The sequence below is a fragment of the Bartonella queenslandensis genome, from assembly GCF_018155095.1.
Taxonomy (GTDB): domain Bacteria; phylum Pseudomonadota; class Alphaproteobacteria; order Rhizobiales; family Rhizobiaceae; genus Bartonella; species Bartonella queenslandensis_B.
On sequence record NZ_NAAI01000013.1, the window covers coordinates 21,877 to 43,821 of the forward strand.

At 39.2% G+C, this 21,945-nt stretch carries 37 protein-coding genes and 1 pseudogene; 12 read left to right on the forward strand and 26 right to left on the reverse strand.

Annotation, left to right across the window (positions count from 1 at the left end; all coding sequences use genetic code 11):
* The first annotated feature begins 24 nt into the window (after window positions 1-24).
* From B5V81_RS07850 to B5V81_RS07860, 3 genes are read left to right on the forward strand one after another with little or no spacing between them, the layout of a single operon-like run.
* Window positions 25-297: a toxin HicA gene (locus B5V81_RS07850; RefSeq protein ID WP_212112978.1), complete on the forward strand. Its 273-nt coding sequence runs from the start codon at window positions 25-27 to the stop codon at window positions 295-297.
* Complete coding sequence (locus tag B5V81_RS07855) at window positions 287-604, forward strand: type II toxin-antitoxin system HicB family antitoxin (RefSeq protein WP_212112979.1); 318 nt, start codon at window positions 287-289, stop codon at window positions 602-604. The genes B5V81_RS07850 and B5V81_RS07855 overlap by 11 nt, the downstream gene beginning before the upstream one ends.
* A gap of 45 nt (window positions 605-649) precedes the next feature.
* On the forward strand, window positions 650-922 hold the full coding sequence (locus B5V81_RS07860; protein ID WP_212112980.1) for a CopG family antitoxin: 273 nt from the start codon (window positions 650-652) through the stop codon (window positions 920-922).
* Between the two features lie 70 nt (window positions 923-992).
* On the opposite strand, the gene B5V81_RS07865 is transcribed toward B5V81_RS07860, so the two are convergent.
* From B5V81_RS07865 to B5V81_RS07915, 11 genes are all read right to left on the reverse strand, one after another.
* Window positions 993-1,304, reverse strand: coding sequence for a BrnA antitoxin family protein (locus B5V81_RS07865; protein ID WP_425277471.1), 312 nt, complete (start codon window positions 1,302-1,304; stop codon window positions 993-995).
* On the reverse strand, window positions 1,298-1,546 hold the full coding sequence (locus tag B5V81_RS07870; protein WP_012231069.1) for a BrnT family toxin: 249 nt from the start codon (window positions 1,544-1,546) through the stop codon (window positions 1,298-1,300). The genes B5V81_RS07865 and B5V81_RS07870 overlap by 7 nt, the downstream gene beginning before the upstream one ends.
* A 94-nt stretch (window positions 1,547-1,640) precedes the next feature.
* A complete protein-coding gene (locus tag B5V81_RS07875) occupies window positions 1,641-1,997 on the reverse strand; it encodes a head-tail joining protein (RefSeq protein ID WP_212112981.1) in 357 nt (118 codons plus the stop codon).
* Between the two features lies 1 nt (window position 1,998).
* On the reverse strand, window positions 1,999-3,075 hold the full coding sequence (locus B5V81_RS07880; RefSeq protein WP_212112982.1) for a major capsid protein: 1,077 nt from the start codon (window positions 3,073-3,075) through the stop codon (window positions 1,999-2,001).
* 12 nt (window positions 3,076-3,087) lie between these two features.
* A complete protein-coding gene (locus B5V81_RS07885) occupies window positions 3,088-3,456 on the reverse strand; it encodes a head decoration protein (protein ID WP_212112983.1) in 369 nt (122 codons plus the stop codon).
* Complete coding sequence (locus tag B5V81_RS07890) at window positions 3,453-3,785, reverse strand: hypothetical protein (RefSeq protein ID WP_244979449.1); 333 nt, start codon at window positions 3,783-3,785, stop codon at window positions 3,453-3,455. The genes B5V81_RS07885 and B5V81_RS07890 overlap by 4 nt, the downstream gene beginning before the upstream one ends.
* A complete protein-coding gene (locus B5V81_RS07895; RefSeq protein WP_212112984.1) occupies window positions 3,716-4,783 on the reverse strand; it encodes a S49 family peptidase in 1,068 nt (355 codons plus the stop codon). The genes B5V81_RS07890 and B5V81_RS07895 overlap by 70 nt, the downstream gene beginning before the upstream one ends.
* Window positions 4,773-6,317 (reverse strand): phage portal protein, encoded by a 1,545-nt coding sequence (locus tag B5V81_RS07900; RefSeq protein ID WP_212112985.1) that lies wholly within the window; start codon window positions 6,315-6,317, stop codon window positions 4,773-4,775. Before B5V81_RS07900 ends, B5V81_RS07895 begins: the two co-directional genes overlap by 11 nt.
* On the reverse strand, window positions 6,317-6,565 hold the full coding sequence (locus B5V81_RS07905) for a phage head-tail joining protein (protein WP_212112986.1): 249 nt from the start codon (window positions 6,563-6,565) through the stop codon (window positions 6,317-6,319). The genes B5V81_RS07900 and B5V81_RS07905 overlap by 1 nt, the downstream gene beginning before the upstream one ends.
* A gap of 3 nt (window positions 6,566-6,568) precedes the next feature.
* Window positions 6,569-8,497 carry a phage terminase large subunit family protein gene (locus B5V81_RS07910; RefSeq protein ID WP_212112987.1) on the reverse strand — a complete coding sequence of 643 codons (1,929 nt, stop codon included), beginning with the start codon at window positions 8,495-8,497 and terminating at the stop codon, window positions 6,569-6,571.
* Between the two features lie 30 nt (window positions 8,498-8,527).
* Complete coding sequence (locus B5V81_RS07915; protein WP_212112988.1) at window positions 8,528-9,079, reverse strand: hypothetical protein; 552 nt, start codon at window positions 9,077-9,079, stop codon at window positions 8,528-8,530.
* 84 nt (window positions 9,080-9,163) lie between these two features.
* Here B5V81_RS07915 and B5V81_RS07920 point away from each other — a divergent pair, with 84 nt between their 5' ends.
* The 4 genes from B5V81_RS07920 to B5V81_RS07935 all read left to right on the forward strand — a co-directional run bounded on the left by B5V81_RS07920 (window position 9,164) and on the right by B5V81_RS07935 (window position 10,342).
* Window positions 9,164-9,430: a BrnT family toxin gene (locus tag B5V81_RS07920; protein WP_212112989.1), complete on the forward strand. Its 267-nt coding sequence runs from the start codon at window positions 9,164-9,166 to the stop codon at window positions 9,428-9,430.
* Entirely contained in the window at window positions 9,408-9,713 is a 306-nt protein-coding gene (locus B5V81_RS07925) for a BrnA antitoxin family protein (RefSeq protein WP_212112990.1), read from the forward strand. Before B5V81_RS07920 ends, B5V81_RS07925 begins: the two co-directional genes overlap by 23 nt.
* 97 nt (window positions 9,714-9,810) lie before the next feature.
* Window positions 9,811-10,074: a type II toxin-antitoxin system RelB/DinJ family antitoxin gene (locus B5V81_RS07930; protein WP_100129267.1), complete on the forward strand. Its 264-nt coding sequence runs from the start codon at window positions 9,811-9,813 to the stop codon at window positions 10,072-10,074.
* Window positions 10,061-10,342: a type II toxin-antitoxin system YafQ family toxin gene (locus tag B5V81_RS07935; RefSeq protein WP_212112991.1), complete on the forward strand. Its 282-nt coding sequence runs from the start codon at window positions 10,061-10,063 to the stop codon at window positions 10,340-10,342. The genes B5V81_RS07930 and B5V81_RS07935 overlap by 14 nt, the downstream gene beginning before the upstream one ends.
* 54 nt (window positions 10,343-10,396) lie before the next feature.
* Here B5V81_RS07935 and B5V81_RS07940 read toward each other — a convergent pair whose 3' ends face one another.
* The 9 genes from B5V81_RS07940 to ssb all read right to left on the reverse strand — a co-directional run bounded on the left by B5V81_RS07940 (window position 10,397) and on the right by ssb (window position 16,113).
* On the reverse strand, window positions 10,397-10,675 hold the full coding sequence (locus tag B5V81_RS07940) for a hypothetical protein (protein ID WP_212112992.1): 279 nt from the start codon (window positions 10,673-10,675) through the stop codon (window positions 10,397-10,399).
* Entirely contained in the window at window positions 10,672-11,403 is a 732-nt protein-coding gene (locus B5V81_RS07945) for an antA/AntB antirepressor family protein (protein ID WP_212112993.1), read from the reverse strand. The genes B5V81_RS07940 and B5V81_RS07945 overlap by 4 nt, the downstream gene beginning before the upstream one ends.
* A 571-nt stretch (window positions 11,404-11,974) precedes the next feature.
* A complete protein-coding gene (locus B5V81_RS07950) occupies window positions 11,975-12,505 on the reverse strand; it encodes an antA/AntB antirepressor family protein (protein ID WP_212112994.1) in 531 nt (176 codons plus the stop codon).
* 543 nt (window positions 12,506-13,048) lie between these two features.
* Window positions 13,049-13,627: a hypothetical protein gene (locus tag B5V81_RS07955; RefSeq protein ID WP_212112995.1), complete on the reverse strand. Its 579-nt coding sequence runs from the start codon at window positions 13,625-13,627 to the stop codon at window positions 13,049-13,051.
* Between the two features lie 3 nt (window positions 13,628-13,630).
* Window positions 13,631-13,951: a hypothetical protein gene (locus tag B5V81_RS07960; protein WP_212112996.1), complete on the reverse strand. Its 321-nt coding sequence runs from the start codon at window positions 13,949-13,951 to the stop codon at window positions 13,631-13,633.
* A 511-nt stretch (window positions 13,952-14,462) separates the two neighbouring features.
* The gene (locus B5V81_RS07965) at window positions 14,463-14,858 is read right to left on the reverse strand and encodes a type II toxin-antitoxin system HicB family antitoxin (RefSeq protein WP_011180290.1); all 396 of its coding nucleotides are present in this window, start codon (window positions 14,856-14,858) and stop codon (window positions 14,463-14,465) included.
* Complete coding sequence (locus B5V81_RS07970; protein WP_212112997.1) at window positions 14,855-15,055, reverse strand: type II toxin-antitoxin system HicA family toxin; 201 nt, start codon at window positions 15,053-15,055, stop codon at window positions 14,855-14,857. Before B5V81_RS07970 ends, B5V81_RS07965 begins: the two co-directional genes overlap by 4 nt.
* A 64-nt stretch (window positions 15,056-15,119) precedes the next feature.
* Window positions 15,120-15,656 (reverse strand): hypothetical protein, encoded by a 537-nt coding sequence (locus B5V81_RS07975; RefSeq protein WP_212112998.1) that lies wholly within the window; start codon window positions 15,654-15,656, stop codon window positions 15,120-15,122.
* A 10-nt stretch (window positions 15,657-15,666) separates the two neighbouring features.
* Complete coding sequence (gene ssb, locus B5V81_RS07980; protein WP_212112999.1) at window positions 15,667-16,113, reverse strand: single-stranded DNA-binding protein; 447 nt, start codon at window positions 16,111-16,113, stop codon at window positions 15,667-15,669.
* Window positions 16,114-16,336: 223 nt separating this feature from the next.
* On the opposite strand from ssb, the gene B5V81_RS07985 reads away from it, so the two are divergent.
* The 4 genes and pseudogenes from B5V81_RS07985 to B5V81_RS09200 form a co-directional block, all read left to right on the forward strand.
* Complete coding sequence (locus tag B5V81_RS07985) at window positions 16,337-16,561, forward strand: antitoxin MazE family protein (protein WP_212113000.1); 225 nt, start codon at window positions 16,337-16,339, stop codon at window positions 16,559-16,561.
* Window positions 16,561-16,884, forward strand: a complete 324-nt coding sequence (locus B5V81_RS07990; RefSeq protein WP_212113017.1) for a type II toxin-antitoxin system PemK/MazF family toxin — start codon at window positions 16,561-16,563, stop codon at window positions 16,882-16,884. Before B5V81_RS07985 ends, B5V81_RS07990 begins: the two co-directional genes overlap by 1 nt.
* Before the next feature lie 97 nt (window positions 16,885-16,981).
* Window positions 16,982-17,209, forward strand: coding sequence for a cytoplasmic protein (locus B5V81_RS07995; protein WP_244979450.1), 228 nt, complete (start codon window positions 16,982-16,984; stop codon window positions 17,207-17,209).
* 3 nt (window positions 17,210-17,212) lie between these two features.
* A pseudogene (locus B5V81_RS09200) lies at window positions 17,213-17,287 on the forward strand (BrnA antitoxin family protein); the annotation flags it as partial.
* 58 nt (window positions 17,288-17,345) lie between these two features.
* Here B5V81_RS09200 and B5V81_RS08000 read toward each other — a convergent pair.
* The 5 genes from B5V81_RS08000 to B5V81_RS08020 form a co-directional block, all read right to left on the reverse strand.
* Window positions 17,346-17,894: an antA/AntB antirepressor family protein gene (locus B5V81_RS08000; RefSeq protein WP_212113001.1), complete on the reverse strand. Its 549-nt coding sequence runs from the start codon at window positions 17,892-17,894 to the stop codon at window positions 17,346-17,348.
* A 274-nt stretch (window positions 17,895-18,168) separates the two neighbouring features.
* Window positions 18,169-18,495, reverse strand: a complete 327-nt coding sequence (locus B5V81_RS08005; protein ID WP_212113002.1) for a hypothetical protein — start codon at window positions 18,493-18,495, stop codon at window positions 18,169-18,171.
* Between the two features lie 177 nt (window positions 18,496-18,672).
* Window positions 18,673-19,119 (reverse strand): hypothetical protein, encoded by a 447-nt coding sequence (locus tag B5V81_RS08010; RefSeq protein WP_212113003.1) that lies wholly within the window; start codon window positions 19,117-19,119, stop codon window positions 18,673-18,675.
* Window positions 19,079-20,143 (reverse strand): DUF1376 domain-containing protein, encoded by a 1,065-nt coding sequence (locus B5V81_RS08015; RefSeq protein ID WP_212113004.1) that lies wholly within the window; start codon window positions 20,141-20,143, stop codon window positions 19,079-19,081. The genes B5V81_RS08010 and B5V81_RS08015 overlap by 41 nt, the downstream gene beginning before the upstream one ends.
* Complete coding sequence (locus B5V81_RS08020) at window positions 20,133-20,612, reverse strand: crossover junction endodeoxyribonuclease RuvC (RefSeq protein WP_212113005.1); 480 nt, start codon at window positions 20,610-20,612, stop codon at window positions 20,133-20,135. Before B5V81_RS08020 ends, B5V81_RS08015 begins: the two co-directional genes overlap by 11 nt.
* Window positions 20,613-20,737: 125 nt before the next feature.
* Between B5V81_RS08020 and B5V81_RS08025 the strand changes: the two genes are divergently transcribed.
* Window positions 20,738-21,529 carry a hypothetical protein gene (locus B5V81_RS08025; protein WP_212113006.1) on the forward strand — a complete coding sequence of 264 codons (792 nt, stop codon included), beginning with the start codon at window positions 20,738-20,740 and terminating at the stop codon, window positions 21,527-21,529.
* On the opposite strand, the gene B5V81_RS08030 is transcribed toward B5V81_RS08025, so the two are convergent.
* The gene (locus B5V81_RS08030; protein WP_342356088.1) at window positions 21,489-21,905 is read right to left on the reverse strand and encodes a hypothetical protein; all 417 of its coding nucleotides are present in this window, start codon (window positions 21,903-21,905) and stop codon (window positions 21,489-21,491) included. The genes B5V81_RS08025 and B5V81_RS08030 overlap by 41 nt on opposite strands.
* Window positions 21,906-21,945: the final 40 nt, after the last annotated feature.

Below are 21,945 nucleotides of genomic sequence, written 5' to 3' on the forward strand. Positions count from 1 at the left end.
TAAAGTGATTGACTAGGGTTAATAATGATACTATTATTGGTTATGAGTAATAAAGTTGAAAAAATAATCAGCTTGATGAAAGTAACACCAAAGAACATTAAGTTTTCAGATTTGTTGGCTGTATGTGTCTATTTCTTTGGAGAACCGCGGAACAATGGTACAAGCCACTTTGTTTTTAAAACACCGTGGCTTGGTGATCCTCGTGTGAATATTCAAAAAGATTCTGGCAATAAGGCAAAAGCCTATCAGGTCAAACAAGTCTTACAAGCGATAGAAAGGATGAAACATGAACAATAATCATTATACATATCGTGTTTTGTGGTCGCGAGAAGATGAGGAATATGTTGGATTATGTGCAGAATTCCCATCTCTTTCATGGTTAGACGCTCAAGCAGAGAAAGCGTTAAAGGGCATTATGGATCTCGTTTCAGAGGTTGTTGAGGATATGCAACACAACGGAGAAGAGGTCCCTGTGCCTTTGTCACATGGTAAATATAGTGGTAAGTTTCAATTAAGAATTCCTCCAGAACTTCATAGAAAACTGGCAATTCAAGCCGCCGAAAATGGTGTAAGTTTAAATAGATATATTTCTTCTAAACTTTAAAGCTTTTAAAGGCAGCTTATACGCACCAAAAAAAGATTAATTTTTATGGAAACCTCTCAATTAAAACAAATACCCGTTTTCACAACGGATGAAGAAGCAGAAAACTTTGTTGATACTGCTAATCTTACGGATTATGACTTAACTGGTTTTAAACCCGTTCATTTTGAATTCTTACCTAAAGAAGCTTCTATAAATATTCGCTTGCCTCAAGCACTTATGAAAGCTTTAAAGGAAAAAGCGAAAAATCAAGCTATTCCTTATACACGCTATGTCAGACATTTGATCGAAAAAGATTTACGAAAAAGTCACTATAATTAACTTTGCGCCTATTATTAATAATAGAGCAAACAGAGAGACATTAAAATGTGTTACAGTATAAACAAAAGCCTTATAACCCAACTGCTTTACGTAAAATGTCATCGACTTTTGATTGCCACCCACGACCAAAGGCTTTAAGTTTTTTTAAAACATCTGGTGACAAACGAATTGATACTTGCTCTTTAGGGTTATCAATTTGTGGTCGCCCTCGAGAACGTTTAATGCTTTCAGCTAAATCAGGAAATACTTCTGCAAATGATTTTGCTTGAGCAATTTGTTCATCTGTCGCTTCTGGAGCGTCTGGATCATGTGCAATTTCTTTTTGAATTTCAGCCTCTTCTTCATCGGTGAGAGGTTTAATATATGGATATTTCGTCATAATATTAAACTCCTTTCTTTTTTGCTCGCACGTCTCATAGAAATGATAGAAACCGCTTCATCGCCAAGTGTAGCAAAAACGACTGCAATAACATTATTGGTAAAAACATTAATAGCCATAAAACGTCCTTGCTTTGCTGGAAGGATGATCGCTGTTTCAAAAAATTCTATTTGAAGATCAGCAAAATCAAGCCCATGTTTTTCAATGTTTTTGTGTCGTTTAATTTCATCATAAGTAATAATCATAAATTAGTGTATTACATTTATTCAAAGAGGTCAATAATAAAAGTGATACAAAATATCTTTAGTGTTTATTTCCTTTAAATTTCTCTTGGTAACATCAGCGTTCCTGTGCACGTAAAATAAGTTTATACATGCCAGATTCCGAAGCCTGTACATCCGTCACAATAAAATGCTCTTGAGAAAAGCTATCTTTCGTACTTTCAAGCGTCATAACTACAACGCTATCCTTGAGTCTTGGTGGTATTCCCCCGATATCATTGATACAAACATCAAGTTCCTTTTTTGCGATTGTCGTGGGGATTCTGCCACCAGCCTCCGATTCCGAATGTTTAATGGTGTAAATCGCTGTAATTTGAAACGATTGTTGATTATCCCCTCTGGTGTAGATGACGGGTTGCCCAAAGGTGTTGCGCACGTCTTTAATCATTTGGTTTAGCAACCCATGCCATCGCATGTTATTTTCCTCCACTGACCGCTTTAAAGAGCATTTCAGGACGCGTGCAAATATAAAGCGGATAGCTGTATACCTCTGGTTTTACCCATGCATTACGGTCGTTATCAACGATCAACATGGTGTAGAGCGGTTTTCCAACCGTGTTGGCAAAATCCAAACTTTCTCCCGGTGCAAAGGTTTTTTGAAACACGCCCGGTGCATTGGCGGGTAAGAATTGACATTCATCAGGCTTAATGCCTATGGCGCGCTTTGTTCCAGCCTTCGCACTCACATTATAGTTGTGAATACTCCGGTAATTAATGAAAGTCACACCCGCAAAGTCAAAACTGCCAAAGCTCCCAGAGCCAATTGAACTTGGTGTTGCAACACCTCCAGCACTATTCAACGTTTGTGCAAGAGCTGTGTTGAGATAAGTCTCACGAATTGTTTTATGGTTTTTCAATTTGGAGAAAAATTCATTTCCACAAAGCCCAATAATGCGTGAACGATCAGAAAACGCTCCCTTTGAAGCTTCAATCATTTTCATAATGACTTGATCAACATGGTCTGCAACATTGGTTGTCTCATTATTTAATTTAAAGTCAATAGGCTTTGGAGGTGTAATTTCCCATTCCTTGTACCAATCGACAATAACAGAGCCATCGGCGTCAAGAACCACCCCTTGAACAGCGCCAAGTTGCATGTTTTCCCATGTCAATTCGATTTCAGAAATCAGTTTCTTTTGTTTTCTGGCAATATATTTCATTGCCGTCTCGAGTTGATCTTCTGTCCCAAATTCACGCCGGTTTTGGATTTCCTCTGATTTCACCGTGTCACTTTTGGCAATGCGTGTTGTTTTGAAAAACCGAAGATTACGTCCATCTCTATCACCTTCTGCCAAGGGGGCGCCACGTTCACTGGTTTGAATCAAGGACAATGTATTGTCACGTCTTTCAATACCAACCACTGTGGTGCTTGTTTCCACTTCCTCAAAAAGATCAAGAGAACTAATAAGCCCCGGTTGAAACTCATAGTTTTCAATCGCTTTCATCATGGTGGTGGCAGAGAAAGCATCGTGTTTAAAAAAGTTCATATCCATGTGCGCATTCTCCTATCGCAATAAAATATTGTTATGGTCTTCGAGAGACTGAATGGCAGCACTTTTTTGTTCATCTGTAATGGCATCTGGCCATAGCAGTTCAGAAGCTTTTACAGTGCATAAGCGTGCTGTCATCACGGCGCGTTGATCTGCCTCTGTTGCATCAACAGTGGCAAAAGAAATCCCAGCAGGGATTTGACTGCCATCTGATGCTGCTGGATTAAGGGGGGCATATTTTTGTGACGCTGTAATTTTCCCCATGACAGTTCCAGCTTCAATGAATGCTCCTGAAGCAAAAACCACTTCTTCGTTTGACATATCCGTATCGTAGGGTCCAAGATAAGCGCCATTGCGTATGTCTTCATAAAAAACTTGACTCATTTTATTGCCCTCCAAGCTGTTTCCCATTTTGCATGAATTTTTTCCTTGCTCGTCCCATCTCTATGGGGCGCTGTGGTTGATAGTTTTAAAGATGCGCTTTTCGAGACAGCGGCGGTTAACACAACATTTTTTGCTTTCTCAACACTCATGCCGCTTTTAATGGCTTTTGCTGCATCAAAAGAAACGCCTAAGCGCTTTGCTTGCCTTTCAAGGTTTGTCAGTGCCTCGCCACGTTTTCTTTCCTTTTCAAGAGCCGCTTTTACGCTTTCTTGTTTATCTTCGTCCTCATCTTCGTCTTCGTTTTCCTCTTCTTCGTCGAAGTCTTGCATGTCTTCGTCAATGTCATTATCATTTTCGTCTTCTTCGTCCTCATTGATGACGTCGACAATTTTTTCATCATCATCTTCTCTAGCGCGGTATTGTGTGCGTGCCATGTGTTTTGTCCTTCTTTTGTTGCTGTTGGGGTTTGTGATATGGAATCCGTTAAGGCTTCCAAAGCTTGCGCAAGGGTGCCCTGCGCATCTGCTAATCCAAGCTCTAAAGCTTGGGTGCCTATAAAAGTTTCTGCTTTTGTGTCACGAATTGCGTCCGCACTCAGAGGTCTGTTTTTTGCAACCCAATCGACAAACATTTCGTAGAGCAGGGTGCAATCGGCTTGCATTTTTATCTGTGCTGTATCGCTCAAGGGTTCGTGAGGATTGCCATGCGTTTTGTGATCACCTTCAAAAACAAAGGTCCATTTCAGCCCCTGTTTCTCATCTGCACGAGATTGGTCAAGATGGGCGCAAACAACCCCAATGGAGCCTACAACACCGGTGCGTGCAACCCATATTTGAGAAGCCGCACAAGCAATGGCATAAGCTGCCGAGCAAGCAAATTCATTGGCATGCGCCCAAATGGGTTTATTGTATTGTTTTGAAAGGGTTTGAAACTCTTCAACCAAATCAAAGATGCCACCGGCTTCTCCACCACCACTATCAATATCAAGTAAGATAGCCTTCACATCAGTCTGTACCATGGCTTCACGAAAAGAAGCTCTTAACCCTTCATAAGAAGTCAATCCCGATAGAGCTCCAAGCCATGCACCGCGGCGTACAAGTGTGCCATGAACGGGTATTATGGCAATATTGTTTTGTACCACATAGGTTTCTGGTGGTCTGAAAGCTTCTGTATTCTCTTGCGAATAAGCTTCAATGGGAAACTTTTCGCTTGCAAAAAGGCGTGGGGCAAGAGCATTAAGGATGATATCAAGCTTTGTGGAGGCAAGCATGTGTGGAACTCCAAAAAGCCGTGATGCCAAAAACGGCATGTCAAGATTATTCACCATTTTTATGTGCCTTACTGTCTTGGTTACTTTCATAACTCTCAGAAGCCTCTGAATCTTCATCATCAATCGCTTGATTTTCACCAGAAGGCGCTGCCATATCCGTGTCAAAAGATAAGCCGCGTGCACGAGCATCTGTGTGCTCTTCCTCAAGTTCGGCATGAATGCTGTCGATATCAAAGCCGCGCTCGGCTAGTGCCATGCGTCGTGTTTTCAAACCTGCACGGATTTCTTCTTTTTCTGCCGAAATATCTTTATTGGGATCAATCATTTCAAGCGGAGGCGCAAAGCTTTCACATTGAAGCCATGGCAAGGGATTTTCTTCCCATCCGGATAAGTGAACGCGTCCAGAAAGTACGGACATTTCAACAAAACGCTCCCACACAATGCGGTTAAACTGAAAGGCAATGATATGTTCACGCCATTGTTTGACATGCCGTCTAAACTGAATAATGGAGGTACGAACATTGGAAAAATTACCGCGCGTAACGTCTCCAGTAACAACGGCATAAGGCATATTGAGAGCCGAGCAAATTTTTAAAATATTGCGAAATTGGAAAGCCTCATAAGAACCTCCAACCTCAACAGGATTAGAGAATGTAACCTCTTTATTCTCTCCTAAATAAAGAGATGCACCGGGTGCAATGGCAGGTGCTTCGTATTCTTCTTCAACGTCGTTTTTATCACGATTATCGGATAATTTTGCGACGTTTGGAGAATTATCCTTGACAAACGCCGCGAAAAGAGCCGCCGTCCTTTTTCGATCAAGTTCTGCATCATCATAGGATTCGAGTTGAAAGATCTTTGTCATACAGCGCGTTATTTTGGGAGAACCACGCAATTGTCCGGCAATCCGGCGTTCTTTGATATGAAGGACCATTTCAGCAGGGACACGTATGCGGTCTTGGCTCTTAAAGGCGCTGTTTGCAGGACAATCATCATAGGGATGATGTTCCCAGAAATGGTAAGCAACGCGCTTACCACTGGCATCGAATTCAATTCCCATACGAATGTAATTGCCTTCAATCTCAGCCGGTCCATTGTAAGTCAGGTCCAGCATTTCAGTGGGATAAACTTGCAACTGAAGAGGCACACCAGAGCGCCCATAAAGGTCAACATAATGCAATCTTACAAAGCATTCGCCGGTTAAAAAGACCTCTCGTGCAATGGTTGCTTGCAGACCATAAAAGCTGGCATCTTCATCGTAGTCTGCTTCATCAGCCCATTGCCACCATAAGTCTAAAAGCTTTTTCTTTTCTTCTTGAAAACCTTCAATGCGAGGATAAGGTTTAATCCCATCACTGACAGCCGCAGAGACCCATTCTTCCGTTGCAGATCCATAAAGAGATTCATTGTCATAAAGCCATCTTGAACGAGCAACAATGGTATCACCGCATTCTTCAATCGCTTTATTGATATGTTTTTTTGCGGGATCAAAACCACCCATGCGACGGCTTTTGCTTGCCGCTTCAAAATGGGGATTGTGTTGACGAGAAATTGTAAAAAATCCCGTAAGTTTATTGATAAAGCCAGCCATTAATAGCCTCGTGAGATATTAAAATAGAACACGCGTGAACTTTTGCGTCCTTCAAGGTCCGCTATTTGCGTATTGATCATTTCAAGAGCTTTGCGCAGTTCCTCAACAGAGCGGTTGCTGACTTGCTTATCGCCGTGACGCACTGATTGCGCACCCGAATAAAGAGCCTCTTCAATTTGTTCACGCCGCCTTTTTAAACTTTCCAGTCTGTTAATTTTGCTGTTAAATTGTCCTAAAGTTTCATCCACAAATTACCTCCAATCCCCTCGCATATAAGGATTCATCACTGTTCTGGATTGTTTCCTTTGAGGTTTTGCTATCTGAGATCTTCTTGGAGAAGTGAATGAAGAAATCCCAGATGTTGGTTGCTTTACAGAACCTTCAATTTTAAGTTTTTCCAAACGCTCTTCTAAGATATCGACTTCTCGATTAAGGTTTATTCCTGCCGAAATCAGACCTTGCAAAGCCGCATAAGCATAGACTCTACAGTCCAAGGCTTCGTTTCTTGCCTTTTCACTTTTTTGCCATTCAATACGTTTGAAGCCTTTAAAATATTTAATGACCTTTCTTTCAGCGGTTAGCTGGTTAAAATATTCTAGATCAAGGCTTTTGTGAAAGTGCGTTGCACCAGCCCCCGTTGCTTCAGGACCCGATTTTTTAAACCGTGCTGTAATGATATCTTTCGCAGCATCAACCCCAACAATATAAAGATTAATCTGTCCTTTATTGTTTTTGCTTGGTCGGCGTGGCCAGACCGCACGCCATCCCGCCTGTCCTTTAATCCCCCAAATGCGCCGCCCCTCACGCGGGCGCACATAATTATAAACCGCCTGTGTATGTCCACCACCAGTATCAATACAAGCCGCTGTTATCCTAATTCCCTCTTTATAGCCTGGATGCGGCCAGCGTTTTGCAAGATATTCATCCAATTGGTCCCACACTTCAAAAGAAGAGGGATCACCAAGGATCACTTGATAATCAATATGCCAACTTTCTTCACTACGCCCCCATCCCACCACTTCAAGCTCTAAACGGTCATTTTGCACATCAATGCCTGCTGTCAACACGACGGCTTGTTCTGGTGCAAGGGGATACTCTTCGCGTTTTGCATAGAGGCTGTCTGGATCAACAACTTCGCCTGTTCTGTCCTCCCATGGCTCTCCAAGCACGGTATTGACAAAAGGCTGTAGAAGAGCTGGATCATCTTTGGCATTTAAAAACTCTCTTGCGCATTCCCCCCATGTAAGCCAAGGAGAATAAAGTGCCGAAATATGATAAGAGCGCAAATTGGGTCTACTTGACTCACTGGTTGGGACCCAGCACGCACCTCTTTCTTCACACATGAGATCTGTTTTTCGGTGTTCGGCATGTTCATGACCACAATGCGCACAAACAAAAACAGCTTTTTCGGGAGCCCCTTTCGGCCATTTGATTTGTGACCAAACAATCGGCTGGAGTGTACCACATGCATCACAAGGCACGTTGTAATATCGCTGGTCTCCTAGTACAAAATCTTTGGCAATACGGCTTGTGTCACGGTGGGTAGGGGTGGACAATTTAAAGATCTTTCGTTGTACAAAGGTAGAGGTACGCTTTTCCGCAATCATTACTGGATCACCTTCGTTATCGACACTGAGAGGATAACCATCCACTTCATCCAAAATCAGATAACGAATAGGCATAGAGCGCAAACCAGCTGCACTGTTTGCTCCTGTAAGCATCAGTGCACCCCCATCAAACTCTTTCGAAAACATGGTATTCCCACTGTCACGTGCTCGTGCTGGGGCTATGCGTTCACTTAAAACTGGACTTGCCATAATCATGGGATCAAGCCGCGTCTTTGAAAGCTTTTTGGCTGTCTCAACGGTCGGCATGACATAAAGAGCAGGTCCTGGACTATAATGAATAGCATAACCGCAGAAATTTAATCCTGCCTCTGACATGCCAACTTGCGCCCCTTTCATGACAATGGTTGTTTCAATCGGTTTGTGAGAAGAAAGATTATCCATGATTTCGCGCAAATAGGGGGTCCGCTTTGTTCTCCACAATCCAGGTTCAGCACTGGCTACGGTGCTAAGGTATCTATTCTTGTCCGCCCATTGGGAAACCGTGTATGGTGGGTCCGGTTGTCTTGCATCATTGGCATGGGCGAAAAATTCTGTAACAGCATTCTCATCCATTATTCATTCTTTGCTCGCCCCAAAACGCTCTCATTCTGGAGGTTGAGGATCATGATAAGGAACTGGAATATGAACAGCTTCAAGCAAAGCCTTTCGTATGTAATAATCAATGGCACCGATGAGACTTGCAGCATCACATCCGACTTGTGCGGCAATGCTTGCACCAAATCGATGAGGAAAATTCAACATGGCGTCACGGTGTGCTCTTCCAAACTCACGGGCTGCTCTCTTGACTTCTTCACGGTCAACGGTTGTTTCGCGTAAGCGTTCAAGAGCAATCTTCTCGCTTTCAAGGGCAACTTGCATTCGCTCCAGTTTAATCTTGTATTCATTAGCGCCCTCTGTAGAGGTTTGTTTGATCTTTGTTCGCGGTTGACCATCCGGTGCTAAAAATGGAGCAGGGCGTTTTGTTGGATTCTCATTCCAGATAGCTGTTGCAAGCGCTTCATTGACAGAACCATCTTCAAAAAGAGCCTTATCAAACTTACCTGTCTTAAATCGAGAAACCACTGCATTAGGAGAAACACGCATCTTTTTGGCAAATGCACGAAGCGATAAACCCTTACGATGCTTCTTTGTCATAGTGGCTCCATTTTGAATGGTTTATACGAATTATTGTACACTTTAATTATTGACAAGGTTTTATTTTTCGTGTACATAAAATATATGAAGATAGTGTGGGATGAACCAAAAAGAGCTTTAAACATTGTTAAACATAAGCTTGATTTTGCTGATGTTATTTACTTTGACTGGGAACATGCTTTTATTGATGCAACCCATTCAAACCGCATGAAAGCTATTGGACATTTTGCGGATGGCACAACAGTTATTGTTTTTGCAAAGCTTGGCAATGAAGCAATATCCATTATCAGCTTTCGTCGAGCTAATAAAAAAGAAAGAGAGGTTTTCAATGACTATCAAAAAAACCTTTGAAGCAGGATGTGATTACGCAAAAGAAGATTGGGACGCTGTAGATTCTCCACCATTGACAGATGAAGAACTTGCACGCTTAAAGCCAGCTAAAGACGTTTTACCAGCCTCCTTTTTTAAGTATGTAACAGAAGAGCGCCGTAAACGTGGGCGCCCACCCGTTGAATCTCCTAAACAAGCGGTTACTCTCCGTCTCGACCCAAACGTTATTGCCTCTTTTAAAAAACAAGGAAAAGATTGGCGCACACGTATGGGTGAAGTCTTAAAAAAAGCAAGCGGTTGTTAAGTCAAACGATCTCTCCACTCTAAAAATAATGCTTTATAGTTGAAATTAAACTTCAATTGTATTACATTGAAATACAGTAGAGAGAGGAGAAGTCGTTATGGCTACCAGTCGCATGGTTCAAGCGCGTGTACCGGAAGAAATTCAAAATGTCGCTAATCAAGTTATTCAAGCCTCTGGTTTATCAGTAAGTGATGTCGTGAGAGTGTTGATGACACGTATTGCGCAAGATAAAGCTATTCCTTCTTTCTTGTTTCAACCCAATGCAGAAACCATAGCGGCTTTTGCCGAACTTGATGAGGGCAACTTAAAAAAATTTCATTCCGTAGACGAATTATTCGATGATCTCTATGCGGACGATTGAACGTACGACTATTTTCAAACGTGATTTCAAGCGTGAGATGAAAGGACGATATCGGCATCTTTTAGGTACAGATTTGCATCAAGTCATTGTAGCATTAGCAAATGATCAATCTTTAAAACTTCGGTATCATGACCATGCATTAACTGGAAATTGGAAAGATTATCGGGATTGTCATATTCGACCTGATTTGGTTTTGATCTATCGCTTGATTGGTCAAGATAGGCTCATTTTAGTGCGCCTTGGTTCTCATTCACAGCTTAATCTGTAATGTCAATTAACCACTTCCCCATTTGCGACAACGGGGAGGGGGTATATATTTTACTTAAGCAACTTTTCTAATGAGGTTCTCGAAATTTGGCTCATAAGCGCGCAACAAAGAATCCATGCTATGCGGCAGTTCTGAATCGCCAAAATCTGTTAAAACTGTTAAGATTTTAAGTATACTTGGCATCTCATTCTGAAGTTTTAAAATCAAAGCTTTTTCTATGACAGTCATAGTATCAACCAGAGCTGTACAATCTTTGTCATTCATATTTTCATGTCTAGAAAATTGAGATAATGCCATCCACAAATCACATAAAAAGTCGATACTGGTATTCATTGCACACCTCCATGGATTTGCTCTTTCAAACATGCCAATCCTCTGGATGTGATTTTTGTTGAAGGCAGTACCTTTTCTGTACCATCCGGTCTTTGGATAGTGATAACAGGGCAATCCATAAATCCCTTCTTTATCTTATCCTGATAAGGTAACAGAGGTGCCCCTGGAGCACGACGATAAACCCAATCATGTTTACGCAAGTAGTCGGTTAAATCCTTTGGTCGTACCTCCAACATTTTCGCTGCTTCGATAAGACCGAACAATCCATCAGAACGCTTTAAACCTTCTAAAGCCTCTGCTTTTGGAGTCAATTCGGCAATGGTATTATCCTTTTGCTTAATTTGACTTTGTAAATGATTCAAAACACCAAGTAATGCTTCGGGTTTAGAGTAATCGATTTGTGGTGTGGTTACTTGTTTTAAAAGCCGTTCACATTTGATAAAATATTGACGAGCTTCATGTCCTTTATCATTACGTTCGATCATGGAAAGGTGTTTAGCCATGTCTAAGGTAATGTGGTATTCTTTAGAAGGGCGCCCACCTGAACTTTCGCTCAAAAAAGAGCAAAAGTCATACCCTTCTTTAAATTTACAATCTTGAATACGTCTGATAATCCAATCTTTAAAACTGGTTTTTACTTCTAAAAATGCGTGTAATTCGCGTGCATTAACAGTTTGAACAGTTTCTTGATCAATAACCTGTTCTGATATTTCTATAAGTGTGTTCATAATGAACTCTTTGGTAATAGAGGTTTTCTATTGACACTCTAAAAGAGTGCCGGGTGCTAGAAAACACGGTACCAAGTCCGTCGTTATGCTTTTCCCAAAAGGGTATTGTATAGCGTAACTACACCCGACAAGACCTTTATATGCCACAGCATATAATGAGTCAAAATCTTTAATGTTCAGAAGATTGATTATTTCGGCAATCAATCCGCTTGGTATTTTAAGGTGTTTTCTAGGCACCTGATTCGACAATAGACATAACGTCACTACCTTGTCAAGCGATAAAAACTTTTTTCTAAAAATAATACGCTATTGTACAGTGTGTATATGAGTACACATTAAATTCGTTATTTATCAATGTGTTGTGTGTACAATGTACAGTCAATTTGAAAATTCTGTCGCTAGCGATAGTTCGCGCTAGCCTGCCCCGCAACGAAGCCAACCCGCTGGGAAGTACCTTTTGAATTGATTTTATTGACTTTTTTATGGAATAAGAGAGGCATAATTGGCAATTTTCTTTAAATTAACATCCTCTCCACTCTGAAAGTGGAGAAGATGAGATCATATTTTAAACTTAAGCAGCTTTTGTAACAGACCTTGCTAAAACCTGCTTAGCTTCTTTAATGAGAGCTTTATATTTTCTATTCTCTTCATCCACTCTAAAAGCGTCAATAAGACGAACATGGATAGGACCTAAAAGATACAAAGCTTTTTCACCAGCACTCATACCCTCCCAGTAACTTGGCAAATCAAAGCGTGTATCATTATCATAATCAACAGATTGGCTTTTTAACTTTTTCTCACACTTAATAAAGTAACGACGAGCTTGTCTGCCTTTCTCATTGCGTTCAACCATGGAAAGCTCTTTGGCCATGTCTAGGGTGAGATGGTATTCTTTACTTATAACATTTTTACGTTTCTCATTTTTGAGAAGCGTAAAACCATAATCTTGATTTTCCAAAAATCCATATTCTTTAATACGGCGTACAATCCAATCTGCAAATTTAGAGTTAACTTCTAAGAACATATATAATTCACGTGCGTTAACAGTTTGCACAGTTTCTTGTCCAACAGCTTGTTCTGATATTTTAATTAGAGTGTTCATCTTATTAGTCCTTTGTTTTATAAGTTAAAGTATCCAGGGCTAAAACAACCGAACTAATACAGTCCTTCGTATCTTTAGGTTACCCTTGGACATACACACGAAGACCCTGGACAAGATTTCTTATGATAGGCAACAGATCTTTCGGGATACTGTTGAACCGATTAGTTACGAGGTGTTTTAAGCCTGTCAATCAGATTATAGCTGTTCACAGAAACTGTCAATTATTTTTTGAAAAATCCTAAAAGTAATGACACTCCATAAGAGTGTCGGGTGCTAGAAAACACGGCAACAAGCCCGTCGTTATGCCTTTCCCAAAAGGGTATTGTATAGCATAACCACACCCGACAATGCCATTATATGCGTGTAGCGTATAACGAGTCAAAATCTTTAATGTGCGAAAGACTGATTATTTCGGCAACCAATCCGCTTGTTGTTTTTAAGGTGTTTTCTAGGCACCTATTTTAACGATATATGTTTTCCGAGAATCTTGTCAAGTAATAAGATTGTTATGAGTAGCGTGTAGATAAAGCTTGAGAACATGATCTAGCCTTTTTTATTAGCAGCGTATTCTTGGCGAGCAAGTTGTCTCTGTATATTTTTGGTTAATCTTTCATTGGCATATTGTGCAATAGCATTTGCAATCTCTGGCTTGGACATCACTTTAGCAATTGAAGGTCCTTCTTGTTTTGCAATGGGGAATTGATCTGCGTCATCTCTTTGAAACACATTCCCTCCCATTTTCAATTCAACACGTTTTGGAAAACTGCCTCCCTTGATAAAACCATGGGGTAAGACTTCTTTCTTTCCAAACAGTGTATAAGTCACGCCGCGTTTTGTTTCGTTTACTTTAAAAAATTTAAGAGGTATCGGTGTTCCAGAACCAATGATATCTGTCTCAAGAAACCTTGCTGTCGCTTTTTCTTTAATATAAACGCCTCTTCTTATACGCTTTATTTGGGCTGATGAGATGTCAGCAACTTGCTTTTCAGTAAAGCGTTCAACTTGTTTTGCTGCAGTGTTTAGAGCATTACGCAGAGCCCAATTGAGGCGAGGGGCTTGAAGGCTTGTGAAGGTATCCTTCACCTGTTGAAGATACCATTTTTGGTGGATAATTAACTTCAACTTCTAAGCCTTTTTTGGGATAGATGTTGATGGCTTGGAAGCTTTAGATTCTTTTGGTTTTTCGAGAGAGGTTTCCTCTGTTACTGTTTCAGTTGATGTTTGGTTGGGTTCTTTTTCTACTTGCTTAATGTGTTCAATTATCTTGTCGGGTTTTATTTTTGTTTTAACATCAACAAAAGGTTTAGCAGCATTTGCACGCTTGAGACGTGCGTAGACTTGATTAGAAATCTCCACAAATGGATTATTGGGGGTTGAAGTTTCAAAACGAACAGTGCTTTTATTATCGCCAACAACACACATTGGCTTGGTGATGATTGCTTTCATCTTCGCTCCTTTTGAGGCAATGAATTAATGACATCATTGGTTACTGAATGGCGTTTGATATTTGCAAAATAGATTAGCCTGTTTTATCAATAAAAACAGTAATTTAAGCCCTTTTGAAAGCTTAAGATTTTATCAAATTTTAAGGGATATTTTTGAATTTCAGACGCAATACACCTACGGACAGCACGACCATTAAATAAAATTTTTTACACATTGTCAAGAGAAAAAATCTATATTTTGTATTTTTTTATTTTAAAACAGAATATATAGAATTTTCTAAAACATTTTAGATTTTATAAATTATTGAGTAATTATTATAGGAGAGAAAGAAAATGACAGGTCCAGAAATACTAGATGCCATGTATATTATATCAATGATAGTTATATCACTCTTAACTGTAGCGTTGTGTTTGCCTGCTGCCTTTTGATTTTCATTAATATTTTGCAGATCATATACAATTATACGCTTTAAAAAAAATCTAGAGTGAGAAATTTCTCCATATTAATTGAGCTAAATATTAAGCTCGTGACGGGCTGCTGTTGCCAAAAAAGCAGATCTTGTTAAACCTCTTTCTTGTGCACAATTATCAATTGCACGCAAAAGCCCTCGTTCAATTGATATATTTGTACGTACGACTTCTGAATCATTTTCAATAAAAGGAACTTGTATTAAAAAAGCTCCTTCTGACAAGGCTTTTTTGACAGCTTTCTGTTGTATCACTTCTTCAAACTTTAAAGGAACAGGCACTGTATCCATATCTTCACAGTAAAGTTGCAAAGCTTCAGTTGCATTTATGATAAGATTTTCTTCTTCATCAGCAGCAGAGAATAGACCTTCAAAATCAGGAAATTGAACACCAAAAGCAGAATCCTCATCTTTATGAACAAGAGCAAAAAATCTTTTCATTCTTCTTCTCCTTTTTTTAACCAGCCTGCTTGTTGTGCAATAGAACGCGCTGTACCAATTGGAAGATTTTTTTTAGGATGTGGGACAATAACGACCTTACCATCTTTTTTAAATTTATGGTGCGAACCTTTTACTTTAACAAGTTCAAAGCCATCGCGTTTTAATTTTGCAATTATCTTTCGGCTGTTTTGTTCCATTCCCTAATCTCATAATGTGTATATATTTACACACTATACTTTTTCTTATTGTAAGTCAATGTTTTTAATAACCACAATGTTTCTGGAGAGCGTTAAGGACTATCCGCAATGAAGGTACAAGGTATGGTAATTCTTGATCTTCACTAACAAGATACTGTAGCGCAGCATAAAAATTATGCTGTCTGTAAAGGCGTTGTGTTTCTTTTATTACCTCTTGCATATTCAAAAATTGTTTTGTTGTAAATTCAACCCATTTTTTTCTAGCTTCTTCATTAGAAGATGAGGGCATTTTATCATAAATGGCACTAGGCAATGTTTTTGCACAGAGATAATCATTTCTCACTTCAAGATATTTTTGTGCTGCATCATACTGATCTTGATTAATCACACCTTGCAGATAAAGCCGCCCTATATAAGTTCCAGAGAGTGGATTTTTTGCTTCTTCTATGGTTAAACTAAAGCGTTTGGCACGCATTTCAATTGCCAGTTTATCTACGGGTTCACACGGTTTTTTTGCTCGTGAGATGCGTCCGTTTGGTTCTCTGATGCATCCTTTAATATGAGGACGTCCGCGTTTTGTACGTTTTTTTCTTTTAGCCATATTTTTTCAATCAGAACGGGACGCCATCATTAAGAGCTGTGCTATAATCTTGAGCACCTGAGGCAATAGCATAATTTTGAGAAGTAATGGGTGAGGGGTGTGCAGATTGCTCTTTCTTTGCATCAAGCAAATGCAGTTCACCTTTATATTGTGACAAGATAATCTCTGTTGTGTAACGGTCATGACCATTTTTATCTTGCCATTTACGGGTTTGTAATTTGCCTTCTATGTAAACCTTTGAACCTTTACTGAGATACTGAAGAGCAATTTTTGCCAAATGCGGATTAAAAACCACTACGGAATGCCATTCTGTTTTATCTATTTTTTGATTGGTCTTTTTATCAGTATAGCTTTCAGAAGTTGCTATACTAAAATTGACTATTTCAGCTCCAGAAGTTATGGTTTTGCTTTCGGGGTTAGCACCGAGGCGTCCGATTAATGTCACTTTGTTTAGCATGTTTTAGTTACCTTAAATTTATATTTAAATATGTGAAAAATCTTAGCATAATTTTATTATTTTTTCAATTATTTCAATAATATATTATTGATTATTAACATATAACATTATGTTTTATAGCCTTCGGGATAAAAAATTGAATTTCGCGAATTTATTCGAAATTTTGTTTCATGTAACTTTTTTCTATGTTATACGTTACATGAAACATAATGGAGATTTTGTTATGGCTACAATGCACGTCAATGAACGCGTTCAAAAACATCGCAACGCACAAAGAAAAGCCGGTTTGCGCTTAATGCAAATTTGGGTACCAGATACTCGCCAACCAAACTTTGCAGAAGAATGTCGACGCCAATGTCGCTTAGTCGCAAAAATGGATAAAACAGATACATCTATGCAGTTGTTAATGGATCAATCTTTAATGGATATTTATGACTGGACAGAATGATGCGTGGATCTCTCGTCACAATAGCGATGCAAGGTGATTTTGGTAAACCAAGACCTGCGTTAATCATTCAAGCCAATCAATTTAGCGAACATACTAGCGTAACGGTTTTACCCATTACCAGCACACTTGTTGCAGCACCATTACTTCGCATTACTCTCCAACCAGATACCAAAAATGGTTTACAAAAAACTTCTCAAGTCATGATTGATAAGATTATGACGGTAAGATGTGAAAAAATTAGCCCAGCTTTTGGCTCCATTCATGCAGATAAAATGGTAGAAATTGAACGCTGCTTAGCTGTATTTTTAGGAATAGTAAAATAAATGAGCACCCCATGTTATTGTTTTTCTATCGGGGTAAGCGCCAAAGTGTTCGATATTATTTCAGCGCGGTGCACCAACTTGAAAGAGAGGAAACGTTATGAAGAAGAAATTTCGTTATGAGATTGACATAGGTAATTTATCGCCTTTGACGGATAAACAAAGGATTGAAATTGATGAACTAGCGGCAATGCCGGACAGTGCAATTGATCATAGTGATATTCCAACATTAGATGATGCATTCTGGAAAAATGCTGTTGGCAATCCGTTCTATAAACCAACTAAGACTGTCACAACGGTGCGTGTGGATTCAGACGTGCTGGCGTGACTTAAAAGCCAAGGCAAAGGCTATCAGACACGAATTAATGCCATTTTACGTGACGCTATGCTTCGTTCAATGCGATAAACTCATTTTCTCCTCGCCATATTAAAGACGAGAAGAAAGGGGAGTTACGTTTTTAAATCTAAGCAGCTTTTACAACAGATTTTGCCAAGACCTGTTTTGCTTCTTCAATGAGTGTTTTATATTGTTTGCTTTCTTCTGCTAACGTAAAGGCTTTAACAAGATGCATGTGGAGAGGACCATAAATATAAACAGCCTTTTTAGTTGGAGACATTTTATCCCAATCTTTTGGGAAATCAAAGCGTGTATCACGGTCATTATCAACAGATTGGCTTTTTAACTTTTTCTCACACTCAATAAAGTAACGACGAGCTTGTCTGCCTTTCTCATTGCGTTCAACCATTGAGAGTTCTTTCGCCATGTCTAATGTGAGCTGATATTCTATTACTGTGACAGCTCTAGATTTTGCGCTTCCCAATTTTGGGAACCGCAAATCTTGTGTTTTTATAAAGTCTTTACCTTCTTCAAATGTATATTGATTAATACGATCTGTAATCCAAGTAGCGAAACGTTTTCCTATTTCCATGAATGCATGTAATTCACGTGCGTTAACAGTTTGAACAGCTTCCTGATCAATTGTTTGTTCCGTAATTTTTATAAGCATGTTCATAATGAACTCCTAGTTGTTAGATGTTTTTCATTGACACTTTTTATAAAAATGCCGGGTGCTGAAAAACACGGCAACTAGCCCGTCGTTATGCCTTTCCCCAAAGGGTATTGTATAGCATAACCACACCCGACAAAATTATTATATGCGTGTAGCATACAATGAGTCAAAGCTTTTAAATTGCGGAAGATCAGTTATTTCGGCAACTAATCCGCTAGTTGTTTTCAAGTGTTTTTCAAGCACCTGATTCGACAATAGACATAATGTTGCCATATTGTCAAGCAACTTCCGATATTTTTTTAATGCTCTTATTTATTTCATCTATGAGAGGCTCGTAATTGAGAACGCTTTTCGGAATAGCACCACCGTAAACCCATGCTTTTACTTGCGCTTTGGTGCTAAAATCTGCCTTTTCTGGTATGGTGTAATACTGACCGCCATCAAACTTTTCACACTCTCTTGTGCCGTCTTCATATTCGTAGAGGTTGTAAAAATATTCCTCTGCTCCGTCTCCCCAAGGAACATACCCCACAGCCGTTGCGATAAACTTTTTTTGCATTGGCTGTTTACGTTTTTTAAATAATCGTTGTTTTAAAATTTCCATGTTTTGATCCTATTTTTACCAATAGGTTAATTTACCTTAAATTTGATCGTAAAGAGCGTTTTATATTGCGGATGTGGTTTTATCATAAAATCTTTAAATCGCTTTGTACGGTACCTTTTTGTCGATTTAAACCCATATCTAATCCAATATGAATACAAAACTTCACTACTTTGCTATTTATTCGATGTGCTTTATTACCCTATCAAGGTCATCTAAAATCTTTTCAAGGCGTTCTGATGATACTGATGGCTTTTGATCAGTTGCATTTACCTCTGCCTTTTGAAGATCCTTAAGAATGCGATTTGCTTGGTAACGAATATCGCTTTCAAGTTTTTCACAATAGCGATAAAAATCTGCTGTAGACGGCATAAAGGTTGTGTTTAAGCCCTCTGCTTTGCCTTTCAACACGTTCTTTGTTGCTGTTTGCAATATCCAGCTGCTTATGCCTTCAAGAGTGTAAAAATACGCAAGTGCTGTCGCTTTCTCATCGGATCCCATGGGGCTTTTGAGCCCATTTGAAAGGACAAGATACGTTGTTTGTATTTCTTCTTCGGTCGCTTTTTTCTCAAGCTTTTCCAACGCATCATGAACTAATGAGGTAATTCTCTCCGCTTCTGCAATCAATGGTTTTTGCCCCGTTTTCCAAAGGAATGGTGGTTCGGTTATCATCCTCGAATAAAAATTTGTAAACACTATCTGAATTTTTGATATTGGACATGTGCTGTGCAACGCGATAACTCCATCCGCGCTGGTGTTCTGTTTTTTCATTGCTTGGCTTTCCATAAATTTTTCCTTTCTCTAAATTCTCGATAGTTCTTCTCACCCAGTTACGCCACGTTGCTTGCCAATCGATTTTTGTTGCATTTGCTCCAGCTTTTGAACGCCAGTAATCTCGAAACTTTGCGATTTCGACTTTGACACGCTCTGGAGGCAAGCCCTCCGCAATGGCAAAATCGTAATCGGGTTCAAAATCAGCAGGCAATCGACAGCCCCGATTAGCTTTAGACCGCTTGGCTTTTTTAGGAACGTTTTCTTGCTCGTGAATGGGTAGTTGGCTATCTGCACCCGTTTCGATTTGTTCTGCTTGGCTCTCGAGATCATGAACCTCTGTTGGCTTGTGAACCAAATCGGTTGTTTGTAAATTTTCAGAACCAATTTCTTTTTTTGCTAAAACGATAGTTTTAGTTTTTTTATTATATATGTTATTGTCTATGTTAATGTGTTTCATCATGATGTCATCATGACCTCGTGATGACGTCATCATGACATCATCATGGTTTTTTGATGAGTTATCTTTATGCCTATTTTTCTTAGTATTTGCAGCTTTTATAGCTTTTTCTGAAAGTTTATTTAGATTCTCATTGCAATTTTTTAATTCTTCTTCAACATCAAGATTCCATAAACGACCATCTGCTAAACGAATGATGTATCCCTCTTCTAGCAAAACATTCAATGCTGTTTCAAATTTCTTTACTGAATAACCAGTGTAATGAGATAAAACTTTAATATTACAAAAAAGAGGTTCACCAGTACGAAGCATGCGAAATCGCAATCTCATATAGATATTACCTTCTACAGGAGGTAAATAATCGACGACCACTGCCCATTTATCGGCAAACAGTCTCGTCCATGGTATTTTACTGGACATGTATATCCCCTTCTTTCATTAAATATAAAATTGCTAAAGCATCTGCTTCGTTATCATCACAAGGCGCGTGACCTTTTGCACGCATTGCCTTTATCATTTCTTCTTTTGAGGCATTCCCTTTGCCTGTCATTGCTTTCTTAATCGTACCAACGGGAATGCCTTCATACGGTATCTGATGATGTTCACACCAAGCTGTTAGAGTTGCTAGAAAGCCCCCATAAACATGCGCAGCATCTGTACCCACATGCCGGCGTACCTCTTCAAAATACACCGCATCAATTTCATCAACAGACCTCTTTAATTCAGTAAGCCATTTCTTAAAGCGCAGATAACGCATGCCACCGCCTTCAAAACGGCGTGATTGAAAATGTTCTGTATCGCTTGTGATAAAACCATCAGCATCACGGAGCGCCCAGCCTGTCTTAGTCCCTAGATCAAGACAAAGAATGGTTTGTGCTTTAGTGATCATAATCCCCCCTTAAAGTGTTGCGTATTTATATGCGTGCTATGACAGAACGTGTTGTGATTGCCTGTCTTGAAAAAATATTTTTGAAAAAGTAATCTCCCAACGATTCTAAGAAAGTGGGGGGAGTTATGATGCAAGAATGGATAAAGATATTTCTTACAGGTTTCCTGTCATTTATAGGATCACTTTCAGTAGCGCTTATTTTAAGAAATAAAGACCGTAAAGAAGCAGCCAAAATCCGCAAAGATGATTTAGAAAAAGCTGCAAAAAAACGAGAAGAAGATAGAGAATGGATAAGCAAGCAATTTGCAGAAAGCCAAAAACAAACTACAGCTCTTGAAGAGCAAGCGATATCGACAAAAGATCTTGCTGAATGGTCAAAACAACATGTTGAAATTTTATTATGCGCTTCAAGACCCCCCTTAGATCTCAAAGCGGGCTTCGACCTATTAGGACAAGTAAATGGTATCTCATATATAGCGATGATATTGCAGGTTACAAATCTAACAAAGAAAGATATTTTAATAAGAAATATACAAATGTCAGAAAGCAGCCCCTTTGAATTTATTGAAAATGTTTGTTTGTTTACCCAGTATAGGTCTGATATAGTGGACGATTGTGTCGTCATTAAGAGAACAGCTCCCAAATACATTTCTTTAGATCCTAAAGAGATCAAATCGAACTCCACCGTAGAGTTTGCTTTAAATTTTTTCATTATGCCTGCTACTAAGCGCACTTTTTTTCACTTTCTATTAAGCTGCTCTGACTTCAATGTCCGAAATATTGCAAATTGTACCCTTGAACACACTTCACCGGATAATCCAGATGAATTAGTCACTGCTCGTTTTTGGGCATCATATCCACGCGACAAGTTTACGTTTAAAAAATATGATCCCAAAATTCTTCAGTCTCAATCTTAATGTCGCAATTCTCTACGGAAGTATGTTCTCCTGAAACAAGAAAATCTATTGGTTTGATCTTTTCTTTGATCAACGTATAAATTTGGTAATTTAGTTCACTAATAAGCTTCATTTGTGAAGCCAACTTTAATCTTTGTTCATACAGTGTCTTATTTTTTTGCTTAATTAAAGTGGATAGGTTTTCAAGTACCGCTTGTTGCTCCTCAATTGATTTGTCTCGCTCTGCAAGAGTTTCTTCATGCCATCTCATCCAACTATCAAATTTTGATTTATGCCATTCTTCTCGTTTTTTAAGAATTTTTGTATGAATTGCATATCGTTTTATGAGTTCTTCTCTACTACAATCACGATCCGGTATCCGTACAAATTCTTTCACAAATTTATCTCCATCCTCGATTTTTGTATTACAACCTATT